We start from the raw sequence: 12,346 nt of genomic DNA on the forward strand, positions 1-12,346 counted from the left end.
GGCCGTGCATTCTAGCGCAAAGCGCCTGATTCCGGCACCCGTGCCGTCGCGCTCGAAGCGGCCATCCGAGGAGCGGCAGGGCGAGCGCCCGCCGGCCGCAAACGCCCTCCCCCGGGGGCCTGCGGCTAGCAGAGAAGATTTCCACTGTCGAGATATGGCAAGGATCGGGGTTTGCGTATACTGCGCCGATGTTCACCCCACCCGTGTTCCGCAAGCGTCGTGCCGTCTGGCTATTGGCGACCGGAATCCTCCTGCTGCTCGGAGGCTGTAAACAGCCGTCCACCCTCGAGCGCATTCAGGAGGAGGGTGTTCTACGCGTGGTCACCCGTAACAGCCCGGCCACCTACTTCCAGGACCGCAATGGCGAAACCGGCTTCGAGTACGAGCTGGTGAAACGCTTCGCCGACGACCTGGGCGTCGAGCTTCAGATCGAGACCGCCGACAACCTCGACGACCTCTTCGCCCGCCTCGGCCAGGCCAACGGCCCGGTGCTCGCCGCCGCCGGCCTGGTGGCCAGCGACGCACGCCAGCATGAGTCGCGCTTCTCCCATCCGTACCTGGAAGTCACGCCGCAGGTCATCTACCGCAATGGCGAACGTCGCCCCACCCGCCCGGAAGACCTGGTCGGCCAGCGCATCCTGGTGCTCAAGGGCAGCAGCCACGCCGAACAACTGGCCGCGCTGAAGGTGCAGTACCCGGAGCTGAAGTACGAAGAATCCGACGAAGTGGAGATCGTCGACCTGCTGCGCATGGTCGATGAAGGGCAGATCGACCTGACCCTGGTGGACTCCAACGAACTGGCGATGAACCAGGTGTACTTCCCCAATGTGCGCGTCGCCTTCGACCTGGGCGATGCCAGCAACCTGGCCTGGGCGGTCGCCCCCGGCGAGGACGACAGCCTGCTCGGCGAGGTCAACGGCTTCCTCGACAAGGCCAAGGAAAACGGCACCCTGCAGCGCCTCAAGGATCGCTACTACGGCCATGTCGACGTACTCGGCTATGTCGGCGCCTACACCTTCGCCAAGCACCTGCAGCAGCGCCTGCCCAAATACGAACAGCACTTCCGCCAGGCCTCCCAGGACAATCAGGTGGACTGGCGCCTGCTGGCCGCCATCGGCTACCAGGAGTCCCTCTGGCAGCCCACCGCCACCTCCAAGACCGGCGTGCGCGGCCTGATGATGCTGACCCAGGACACCGCCAAGGCCATGGGCGTGGCCAACCGCCTGGACCCCAAGCAGAGCATCGTCGGCGGCAGCAAGTACTTCGGCATGATCAAGCAGGGGCTGGCCGATGAGCTGCTGGAGCCGGATCGCACCTGGTTCGCCCTGGCCGCCTACAACATCGGCATCGCCCACCTGGGGGACGCGCGCAAGCTGGCCGAGGCCGAAGGCCTGAACCCGAACAAGTGGCTGGACGTGAAGCAGATGCTGCCGCGCCTGTCGCAGAAGCAGTGGTACCGCAAGACCCGCTACGGCTATGCCCGCGGTGGCGAGACCGTGCACTTCGTGCAGAACATCCGCCGCTACTACGACATCCTCACCTGGGTGACCCAGCCGCAGATGGAAGGCTCGCAGGTGGCCGAAAGCAACCTGCACGTCCCGGGTATCGACAAGCGCAAGCCCAGCGAAGACACCCCGCCGCTCTGAGTCTCCGAGCGCCTGAAAGCAGCTAGCGGATACCGGCGCCCTCAGCCCTTCAGCGAACGTCGCATCTTGAAGAATTCGCTGAGGATCGCTCCGCACTCCCCCGCCAATACACCCCCCTCCACCAGCACCCGGTGGTTGAGGAAGTCCTGGGTGAAGAACTGCCCACGGCTGATCGCCACCCCCGCCTTGGGCTCGGTGGCGCCGTAGACCACCCGCGCCACACGCGAATGGACGATGAGCCCGGCGCACATGCTGCAGGGCTCCAGGGTCACGTAGAGGGTGCTGCCCACCAGCCGATAGTTTTCCACCGCCAGTGCCGCATCGCGGATGGCGACCATCTCGGCGTGGGCGCTGGGGTCGTGACGGGAGATCGGGCAATTGAAGCCGCGCCCGATCACCTGGCCGTCCTGCACCAGCACCGCGCCGACCGGCACCTCGCCCAGGGCCGCGCCCTCGGCGGCGAGCGCGAGGGCTTCACGCATGAAGTCCTCGTCACGGCTGCGATCGACGATCATCGGCTGGCGCATCCTCAGGCCACCTCGATCGCGGCCATCAGGCCGGTCTCCATGTGGTCGATGACGTGGCAGTGGAACATCCACACGCCGGGGTTATCGGCCACCAGGGCGATGCGCGCGGTCTCGTTCTTGCCCAGCAGGTAGGTGTCGGTGAAGTAGGGAATGATGGCCTTGCGGTCCGAGCCGATCACCTTGAAAGCCATGCCGTGCAGGTGGATCGGGTGCAGGTACTGGGCCATGTTGCGCAGCTCGAAGATGTAGTGGCCGCCCTTCTTCAATGTGGCGATGGGGCGGTCGGCGCAGGTCTTATCCTGGATGTCCCAGGCCTTGCCGTTGATCTGCCAGTAGTTACTCGGCCGGCCGGCGGCGCTGGTCAGGGTCGCCGCCCACTCGAACTTGAAGCTGAGGGTCTCGGCCTTTTCCAGGTCCGGCTCCGGCACCGGGTTGGCCGGCAGCGCGGGCGGCCAGTCGCCGGCAGCCTCCTCGGTGGCGACGCTCTTCAGGGTCGCCAGGCGCAGCGGCCCGTTGCGCAGCGGCAGTTCCTGGCCGGCGGCAGGCACCTTGAGCGCCAGCTCGATGCGCATGCCCGGGCCGAGCCAGTACTCCTTGCCCAGGTCGCGCGGTGCCACCGGGTGGCCGTCCAGCGAATAGATGCGCACCTCCGCACCCGGCATGTTGAGGCGGTAGGTGATGGTGCTGTCGAGGTTGAGCAGGCGCAGGCGCACCACCTGCCCGGCAGGCAGTTCGAGGGTCGGCGCCGGCGTGCCGTTGATGGTGGTCAGGCGACCCCGGGTGCCTTCGCGGGCCGCCTCGCGGGGCACGCTGAACTGGGTGAAGGCGCCTTCCTCGTCCACGTGCCAGGTCTTCAGGCTGAGCACGCGCTCGTGGCGGAAGCCGCTGGGCTCGCGCTCTTCGACGATCAGCGGGCCGACCAGGCCGCGCCCCAACTGCTCGGCGCTGGACAGGTGCGGGTGGTACCAGAAGCTGCCGGCGTCATCGGTGCGGAAGCGGTAGTCGAAGTATTCGCCCGGCAGCACCGGCAGCTGCGAGACATAGGGCACGCCGTCCATCTCCAGGGGCAGGCGGATGCCGTGCCAGTGGATGGTGGTGGGCTCGTCGAGCTTGTTGATGAAGCGCACGCGCAGCCAGTCGCCCTGGCGTGAACGCAGCTCCACGCCCGGCGCCTGGCCGCCATAGGCCCAGGCCGGGGTGACGTGGCCGGAGACCAGCTCCAGGTCCAGCGGGGCGGCAATCAGTTCGTAGTCGTGGGTCTTGGCATCGAGGTTGCGGCCCAGCCAGTAGCGGGTGCCGCCGGCGCCCAGGCCGACCACGCCGAGGCCGACCAGGCCACCGAGAATCTGTCTGCGGGTGAATGACACGGAATCCAGGCTCCTGTGAGTAATGCTTCGCGGGGCCATCAGGCGGTGCGTTGTCGCTCTGCGGCGACAGAAAGGGCCGGCCTGCATGGGCCGGCTCACGGGTGGCACATTCTGGCACAGCCCCTGCGCATCAGGGCAGCGCCGGGCCGTGGCCAGATGCCACAGCCGCCTAGCGGTTGCGGCCCAGGTAGGCGCGGGTGGTGAGCAGGTACACCGGCAGCCCGGACACCAGCACGATCAACGCGGCATAGGGCGCAGCGGCGGCGTACTCCAGGTTGGCGGTGTGCGACCAGACGGCGGTGGCCAGCGTATCCAGGCCGGTGGGGCCGAGGATCAGGGTGGCCGTCAGCTCCTTCATGCAATCGAGGAACACCAGCACGAAACCGGCGCCGATGGCCGGGAAGATGATCGGCAGCGTCACCCGCAGGAAGGCCTTGAACGACGTCTGCCCGAGGGTGCGCGCGGCCTCCTCCAGCTGCGGCGAGGCCTTCTCCAGCGCCACGCGGATCGGCGACTGGGCCATGGGCATGAACAGCAGCGCGTAGGCCACCAGCAACAGCAACGTGGTCTGGTACAGCGCCGGCGCATAACCCAGGGCGAAGAACACCAGAGAGAGCGCGATCACCAGCCCCGGCAACGCGTGCAACAGGTAGGGCAGGCGTTCGGCCAGACGCGCCAGGCGCCCGTGGTAGCGCACCACCACCAGCCCCACCGGCAACGCCAGCAGGCAGCTGATCAGCGCACCACCGAAGGACAGGTAGAGCGACGAACCCAGGGTGCGCAGGATGTCCATCAGCGGGAAGGCCGCCGAACTGCCTTCATGGATCCAGAAGCCGAGCATGGCCAGCGGCGTGCCCGAGCCGATCACCACCAGCGCCACCAGCAGCACCTGGATCGGCCAGTTCCACAGGCCCAGGCGCACGGGCGCGGTGCGTCGCGCCACGCCTTGCCCGGTACGGGCGAAGCCGCGCCCGCGCAGGCGCAGTTCCATGCCCATCATCAACATGCACAGGGCCAGCAGCAGCGCCGAAAGCATCGCCGCGTTGGCGTTGCTGAATTCCAGTTCGAACTGCTGGTAGATAGCGGTGGTGAAGGTCTGGTAACGCATGATCGACGGCGCGCCGAACTCCACCAGCATGTGCAGCGCCACCAGCAGCCCGGTGCCCATCAGGGTCGGCCGCAGCAGCGGCAGGGTCACCCGCCAGAACACCTGGCGCCGGGTGTAGCCGAGCATGCGCGCGGACTCTTCCAGCGCCGGGTCGAGGTTGCGCAGCGTGGCCACCACCGGCAGGTAGATCAGCGGGTATTTGGACAGGATCATCACCAGCGCCGTGCCGCCGAGGCCCTCGAACACCGGGCTGATGGAAATCCACGAGAAACCGGCCACGAAGGCCGGAATCGCAAAGGGCAGGCACAGCAGCACGTTCCACTGGCGGCGCCAGCGCAGGTCGCTGCGCTCCACGCACCAGGCCAGGGCCAGGCCGAGCAGCACGCAACCGGCGGTCACCAGCACCATCAGCTTCATGGTGTTGGCCAGCAGGTGGAATACGAAGGGGCGCCACAGCAGCTGCCAGGCGGTGTGCCAGCCGGATTCCCAGCTGCGCACGGCCACGTAGAACAGGGGCAGCGCGGCGACCAGCAACAATGCCAGGACCGGCACCTGCAGCCAGATGGGCGGGGAGCGGCGACGACGGCCGAGGGGTTTCGATGCCGAGGCCGCCAGGGCCGGGTCCAGGACTTCGGCTTGCATCAGTTCAGCCCGACCTCACGCTCCAGCTCCAGGGCGTCTTCCGCCAGGCCGATGTCGGCGGCGGTGAGCTTGGGCGGGCGCAGTTGGTCATAGGGCTTGAGCAGCGGGTCGGCCGGCACTTTCTGGTTCACCGGGTATTCGGCGGACTGGCTGAGGATGGCCTTCTGGCCCTCTTCGCTGAGCATGAAGGCGACGAACTGCTGGGCCTCCTTCGGGTGCTTGCTGGCTTTCACCACCGCCACGCCGGAGACGCTGGCCAGACCGCCGGCATCGCCGTCGGCGAAGTAGTGCAGCTTGCTCTTCAGCTCGCCCTTCTCTTTCTTCAGCGCCATCCAGTAGTAGCTGTTGATCAGCGCGGCGGCGACTTCACCGTTCTCCACTGCCTTCATGGCGATGACGTTGTTGGTGTAGGTGGAGCCGAAGGCCTTGAGGCCGGTCAGCCATTCCTCGGCCTTCTCGCGGCCTTCCAGCTTGATGATGGCGGCCACCTGGCCAAGGAACTCACCACTGCTGGGCACGAAGGCGATCTTGCCGCTCCATTCCGGGTCGGCCACATCGAGCACGCTTTGCGGCAGGGCCTGGTCGCCCAGCTCCTCGGGGTTGTAGGCGAGCACGCGCACACGCGAGGTGACGCCGATCCAGTTGCCGGCGGGGTCGGCGAACTGCGGCTCGACCTGCTTGAGGGAGCTGTCATCCACCTTGGCCAACATGCCCTGGCCGGCCAGCTTGATCAGCGGCGGCGCTTCTTCGGTGTAGATGATGTCGGCGGGCGAGCGCTCGCCTTCCTCGGCGATCTGGTTGGCCAACTGGCCACCGCCACCCTTGCGGATGCGCACCTGGATGCCGGTCGCTTTGGTGAAGGCCTCGGCGACGGCCTTGCCGGTCGCTTCGTGCTGCCCGTTGTACAGAGTCAGGGTCACCGCGTCGTCGGCCCGGGCCGCCATGGGCAGCAACAGACCGAGGGACAGAACACCGGCGCCGCAGACGCGGGCCAACGCAGTTACGAGACGTGCCGACATAAGCCACTCCTATCAACTCAGCAATAATCGGAAACGATTATACGGATCAACTGCGCTTCGTTCTCAAGAAAAGGCTGCGACAGGTTGCTGCGGCAGCCATGAGAGGAAGCGATGGCGGATATGAAAAAGGCGCGGACCGCATGCGGTCCGCGCCTTCGACGCTGCCTTCAGGCGTGCGCCGTCATTCCCACTCGATGGTCGCCGGCGGTTTGCTCGACACGTCGTAGGTGACGCGGGAGATGCCTTCGATCTCGTTGATGATGCGGTTGGAGACCTTCTCCAGCAGCTCGTAGGGCAGGTGCGCCCAGCGGGCGGTCATGAAGTCGATGGTTTCCACCGCACGCAGGGCGACGACCCAGGCGTAGCGACGGCCGTCACCGACCACGCCGACGGATTTCACCGGCTGGAACACCACGAAGGCCTGGCTGGTCTTGTGGTACCAGTCGAAGGCACGCAGCTCTTCGATGAAGATGTGGTCGGCACGACGCAGCAGGTCGGCGTACTCCTTCTTCACCTCGCCGAGGATGCGCACACCCAGGCCCGGGCCCGGGAACGGGTGGCGGTAGACCATGTCGTAGGGCAGGCCCAGTTCGAGGCCGAGCTTGCGCACTTCGTCCTTGAACAGTTCGCGCAGCGGCTCCACCAGGGAGAACTGCATGTCTTCCGGCAGGCCGCCGACGTTGTGGTGGGACTTGATCACGTGGGCCTTGCCGGTCTTGGCGCCGGCCGACTCGATCACGTCGGGGTAGATGGTGCCCTGGGCGAGGAACTTCACGTCCTTCAGCTTGGTGGCTTCCTCATCGAACACCTGGATGAAGGTGCGGCCGATGATCTTGCGCTTCTCTTCCGGGTCGGAGACACCGGCCAGGCGACCGAGGAACAGCTCTTCGGCGTTGGCGCGGATCACCTTGACGCCCATGTTCTCGGCGAACATGGCCATCACCTGGTCACCCTCGTGCAGGCGCAGCAGGCCGTTGTCGACGAAGACGCAGGTCAGTTGGTCGCCGATGGCCTTGTGCAGCAACGCCGCGACCACCGAGGAGTCGACACCGCCGGACAGGCCCAGCAGCACCTTGTTGCTGCCCACCTGGGCGCGCACGGTGGCGATGGCGTCGCTGACGATGTTGGAGGGGGTCCACAGGGCTTCGCAGCCGCAGATTTCCAGCACGAAGCGAGAGAGGATGCGACCGCCCTGCTTGGTGTGGGTCACTTCCGGGTGGAACTGCACGCCGTAGTACGCGCGGCTGTCGTCGGCCATGGCGGCGATCGGGCAGCTCGGGGTGCTGGCGAGGATATGGAAGCCCTCGGGCATGGCGGTGACCTTGTCGCCGTGGCTCATCCACACGTCGAGGCCGAACAGGCCGTCAGCGTCGACATGGTCTTCGATGCCATCGAGCAGGCGGGCCTTGCCGACCACGTCGACACGGGCGTAGCCGAACTCGCGCAGGTCGGAACCCTGGACCTTGCCGCCCAGTTGCTCGGCCATGGTCTGCATGCCGTAGCAGATGCCGAACAGCGGGACGTTGAGATCGAACACCGCCTGGGGCGCGCGCGGGCTGTTGGCCTCGTGCACCGACTCCGGGCCGCCGGCGAGGATGATGCCCTTGGGCGCGAAGGCGCGGATGGCATCGTTTTCCATGTCGAACGGGTGGATCTCGCAGTACACGCCGATCTCGCGAACGCGGCGAGCGATCAGCTGGGTGTACTGGGAACCGAAGTCGAGGATCAGGATGCGGTGGGCGTGGATATCTTGATTGGCCATGAGCTTTCCTTCGGAAAGAGCTTGAAGCTGAAAGCCAGAAGCTGGAAGTGCAGGGCGAAAGTCATGCTTCCGTCCTCCAGCTTCCAGCTTCCAGCACCTGTTACGCGGCCCCTTAACCTACGCGGTAGTTGGGCGCCTCTTTGGTGATCTGCACGTCATGCACATGGGACTCGGCCATGCCGGCACCGGTGATGCGCACGAACTCCGGCTTGGTGCGCATCTCTTCGATGGTGGCGCAGCCGGTGTAGCCCATGGAGGCGCGCAGGCCGCCCATCAGCTGGTGAACGATCGCGGACATGGTGCCCTTGTAAGGCACGCGGCCTTCGATGCCTTCCGGGACCAGCTTCTCGGCACCGGCGGAGGAGTCCTGGAAGTAGCGGTCGGAGGAACCCTGGGCCTGGGCCATGGCACCCAGCGAACCCATGCCGCGGTAGGCCTTGTAGGAACGGCCCTGGAACAGCTCGACCTCGCCCGGGGCCTCTTCGGTACCGGCCAGCATGGAGCCGATCATCACGGCGGAGGCGCCGGCGACGATGGCCTTGGACAGGTCACCGGAGTAACGGATGCCGCCGTCGGCGATCAGCGGAACGCCGGTGCCGGCCAGGGCAGCGGCGACGTTGGCGACTGCGGAGATCTGCGGGACGCCGACGCCGGCGACGATACGGGTGGTGCAGATGGAGCCCGGGCCGATGCCGACCTTGACCGCATCGGCGCCCGCTTCGGCCAGGGCCTTGGCGGCTTCGCCGGTGGCGATGTTGCCGCCGATCACCTGGACGTCGGGGAAGGTCTGCTTGACCCAGCGAACGCGGTCGATCACGCCCTTGGAGTGACCGTGGGCGGTGTCGACGATGATCACGTCGACGCCGGCATTGACCAGCGCGGTGACGCGGTCAGCGGTATCGGCGCCGGTGCCGACGGCAGCGCCGACGCGCAGGCGACCCTGGTCGTCCTTGCTGGCCAGCGGATAGGCCTTGGCCTTCTCGATGTCCTTCACGGTCATCATGCCCTTCAGGCTGAAGGCGTCGTCGACGATCAGGACCTTCTCGATGCGGTGCTTGTGCAGCAGCTCGCGGACGGTGTTCTTGTCGGCGCCTTCCTTGACGGTGACCAGGCGCTCTTTCGGCGTCATCACGTCACGGACGCGAGCGTCCAGGCGGTTTTCGAAGCGGACGTCACGGGAAGTGACGATACCCACCAGATCACCGTTGGACAGCACCGGTACACCGGAGATGTTGTGCTGGCGGGTCAGTTCGAACAGGTCGCGCACGGTGGCGTCGGCCTCGATGGTGATCGGGTCCTTGACCACGCCGGCCTCGAACTTCTTCACCTTGCGGACTTCGGCAGCCTGCTGCTCGACGGTCATGTTCTTGTGGATGATGCCGATGCCGCCTTCCTGCGCCATGGCGATAGCCAGACGGGCTTCGGTCACGGTGTCCATCGCGGCGGACAGCAGGGGGATATTCAACTCGATGCCGCGCGTCAGGCGGGTCTTGAGGCTGACGTCCTTCGGCAGGACCTCGGAATACCCCGGGATCAGGAGTACGTCGTCGAAGGTGAGGGCTTCTTGGCTGATGCGCAGCATGGCGGGGCTCCCAGGCGGGAAAATTGGAAGCGCGGCATTATATCTCAGCTGTGATGGCGCGCTCAATGAAACCGTTACCTTCGGCCTCACCTTCTTCACCGCCGTACCACCCTTTCCGATGGAGTGCCATCCCGCATCTGCAGGATAGCGGCGCCGCGCCGGGTATTCCGATACTCCTCCATGACGCTGCGCCCCAGGCGGGGCGCGTTCGCCGACGCCGATAACGACAAGAATAAAGAGTGGGAACCATGCGCCAGCCCCTTGCCCTCCATCCGTCACCCGCCGACTCGGCGCTGGCCGATCCCCCTGGGCAACGCAACGGCCGCGCCTGGTTCCGCCGCAAGCGCAGCACCGGCGATCCGCGACCGCCCCACCATGCCAGGCTCCATCCCCGCCCCACCTTCCCGCTGCACCGAGCGCCCCGCGCGCACCGCCCCCAGGCGCCCCCAGACCTCCCGCCCGCTCACCACCACCGCCCATCAAGCGGCGACACCCGTTCGCCCCGAGCAAAGGACATCGTCATGACCCGTTCACCCTGGCCCCTTTTCGCCACCCTGCTGCTGATCCTGAGCCCGGCCACCCAGGCCACGCAGCCGGAACTCATGCCCTACCTGCCGCAACGGACACTGGAGCTCGCGGAGTACCTGCCACCACCGCCGCCCGCCGGCACCGCCGAAGACCGGCTCGACCTCGATACCGTGCTGCTCGTCCAGCGCGAGCGCACCCCGCAGCAGGTGGAGCAGGCCAAGCGCGACGACCACCTCGACGACGCGGCCTTCCCCTTCGCCCAGGGCATCCTCGGGGCGGAGTTCACCGTCGACCGGCACCCACAGACCGCGCACTTCTTCCGCCGCGTGCTGGTGGACCTGGAACAGACGCTGATGCCCGCCAAGCACCACTTCGCCCGCCCCCGCCCCTACCAACTCAGCCAGGAGGTGAAGCCGATACTGCCGCCCCCCATGGGCGAGTCCTACCCCAGCGGCCACACGATGGATGCCTACCTCACCGCCATCCTGCTGGCCAAGATGCTGCCGGAATACCGCGCCGAGCTCTTCGCCCGGGCCGCAGCCGCCGCGCAAAGCCGCGTGGTGGCGGGTGTGCACTACCCCACCGACCTGGAAGGCGGGCGCATATCCGCGGCGGTACTCGCCAACGAGCTGCTGAAGAACCCCGGCGCCCTGCGTGACTTCGAGCACGCCCGGCGCGAGGTGAGAAGCAACCTCGCCCTGGATTGACGCCCATCCGGGCCGCGGCGGGCGACGCCGCGGCCCGCAATGGAAGGCCCACCCCACGCTGGGAGCCGTAGCCTCTAATAAGAAGGAGCGACACCATGTTCGTGAATCGCCTCGCCCTCCCCCTCTGCCTGCCACTGCTGAGCGCCCTCGCCTGCCACAGCCAGGCGCAGGAGACCTCCTGGAGCGACGTTCTCGCCCAGGGCGACGCCCGCCTGTTCTTCGACAACCAGTACTTTGCCCGCGACTTCCGCGATGGCCCGAACAACGCCGGGCGCAACCGCTACAAACCCCGCGACGAACGCAACGGCTACCGCCAGGAATGGGGGCAGTCCGTACAGCTGCATTACCACTCGGGCTTCACCCCTGGCCTCATCGGCCTGGGCGTCGACGCCTTCGCCATGGCCGCGTTCAAACTCGACAGCGGCGGCGGGCGCACCGGCACGGGCACCCTGGCGGTGGACGGCCAGGGCCACCCGCGAGACAGCCACGGCAAGGCCGGCGGTGCGCTCAAGCTGAAAATCGCCGATGCACAGCTCAGGTACGGCAACTTCAGCACCCAGGCGCCGGTGCTGGCGGCGGACAACAGCCGCATCATCCCCGGCATGGCCCACGGCCTGCACCTGCAGGGCGACTGGGCCGGGCTGCAACTGGAGGCGGCGCGTTTCACCGCGCTTTCCGGCCCCACCGAAAGCAAGAACCGTGGCGCCATCTCCACCGTCGTTGCTCGCCCGGACCGGCGCGGCATCGATATCCACAGTGCCAGCTATATAGGGCTCAGCCATCGCGGCGAGCCCTGGAGCCTCTCCTATTACCTGGGCCAGCTGGAGGACGTCTGGACCCAGTACTACCTGCACCTGGGCCACGAACAGGCACTCGGCGCCGGCACCCTGAGCAACAGCACCCACCTCTATCGCACCCGCGACAGTGGCGCCTCGCTGTTCGGCCCCATCGACAACCTGATCGGCTCCCACGCCATCGCCTACCGCCTGGGCGCGCACCGCCTGACCCTGGCCTACCAGCGCACCTTCTCGGACACGCCCTTCGACTACATCGGCTTCGGCGATGGGCAGAGCAGCCAGTCGATCGTCCTGGCCAACGCCGCCGCGTATTCGGACTTCAACGGGCCCCGTGAGCGCTCCTGGCAGCTTCGCTATGACCAGCGCCTGCACTGGCTGGGCCTGCCGGAGCTGAACCTGGCCCTGCGCTACCAGCGGGGTTGGGGCGCAGACGGCAGCCATGCCCCCGGCCACAGCATCTACCACGGGCTCTACGGTCGCGACGGCAAGCACCACGAGCTGGACCTGGATCTCGGCTACACCTTCGCCAGTGGCCCGCTGAAAAACCTGCACCTGCGCGCGACGCAGATCTGGCACCGGAGCAACCGCGCTTATGCGGACGCCTCCATCGACCAGACGCGCCTGCGCATCCAATACCCGCTGGAGCTGTTCTAAATCCGCG

Annotated in this window: 9 protein-coding genes; 3 read left to right on the forward strand and 6 right to left on the reverse strand. The window is 67.0% G+C overall.

Annotated elements, in window-relative coordinates:
- Positions 1-188: 188 nt before the first annotated feature.
- Positions 189-1,646, forward strand: a complete 1,458-nt coding sequence (gene mltF / locus PI990_RS25730; protein ID WP_184487525.1) for a membrane-bound lytic murein transglycosylase MltF — start codon at positions 189-191, stop codon at positions 1,644-1,646.
- 41 nt (positions 1,647-1,687) lie between these two features.
- Here mltF and tadA read toward each other — a convergent pair whose 3' ends face one another.
- The 6 genes from tadA to guaB all read right to left on the reverse strand — a co-directional run bounded on the left by tadA (position 1,688) and on the right by guaB (position 9,653).
- Positions 1,688-2,173 carry a tRNA adenosine(34) deaminase TadA gene (tadA, locus tag PI990_RS25735; RefSeq protein WP_184487524.1) on the reverse strand — a complete coding sequence of 162 codons (486 nt, stop codon included), beginning with the start codon at positions 2,171-2,173 and terminating at the stop codon, positions 1,688-1,690.
- Positions 2,174-2,175: 2 nt separating this feature from the next.
- Positions 2,176-3,540, reverse strand: a complete 1,365-nt coding sequence (locus PI990_RS25740; protein ID WP_271658881.1) for a multicopper oxidase family protein — start codon at positions 3,538-3,540, stop codon at positions 2,176-2,178.
- 169 nt (positions 3,541-3,709) lie between these two features.
- The gene (locus PI990_RS25745) at positions 3,710-5,290 is read right to left on the reverse strand and encodes an ABC transporter permease (protein ID WP_021220809.1); all 1,581 of its coding nucleotides are present in this window, start codon (positions 5,288-5,290) and stop codon (positions 3,710-3,712) included.
- Entirely contained in the window at positions 5,290-6,309 is a 1,020-nt protein-coding gene (locus tag PI990_RS25750; protein ID WP_184487521.1) for an extracellular solute-binding protein, read from the reverse strand. The genes PI990_RS25745 and PI990_RS25750 overlap by 1 nt, the downstream gene beginning before the upstream one ends.
- A gap of 181 nt (positions 6,310-6,490) precedes the next feature.
- Entirely contained in the window at positions 6,491-8,071 is a 1,581-nt protein-coding gene (gene guaA / locus PI990_RS25755; protein ID WP_271658882.1) for a glutamine-hydrolyzing GMP synthase, read from the reverse strand.
- A 112-nt stretch (positions 8,072-8,183) separates the two neighbouring features.
- A complete protein-coding gene (gene guaB / locus PI990_RS25760; RefSeq protein ID WP_271658883.1) occupies positions 8,184-9,653 on the reverse strand; it encodes an IMP dehydrogenase in 1,470 nt (489 codons plus the stop codon).
- Positions 9,654-10,174: 521 nt separating this feature from the next.
- Between guaB and PI990_RS25765 the strand changes: the two genes are divergently transcribed.
- Positions 10,175-10,888 (forward strand): acid phosphatase, encoded by a 714-nt coding sequence (locus PI990_RS25765; protein WP_271658884.1) that lies wholly within the window; start codon positions 10,175-10,177, stop codon positions 10,886-10,888.
- 95 nt (positions 10,889-10,983) lie between these two features.
- Positions 10,984-12,339 (forward strand): OprD family outer membrane porin, encoded by a 1,356-nt coding sequence (locus tag PI990_RS25770; protein ID WP_271658885.1) that lies wholly within the window; start codon positions 10,984-10,986, stop codon positions 12,337-12,339.
- Positions 12,340-12,346: the final 7 nt, after the last annotated feature.

Origin of the sequence: Pseudomonas sp. TUM22785 (assembly GCF_028198105.1) — a bacterium.
Lineage (GTDB): Bacteria > Pseudomonadota > Gammaproteobacteria > Pseudomonadales > Pseudomonadaceae > Metapseudomonas > Metapseudomonas solani.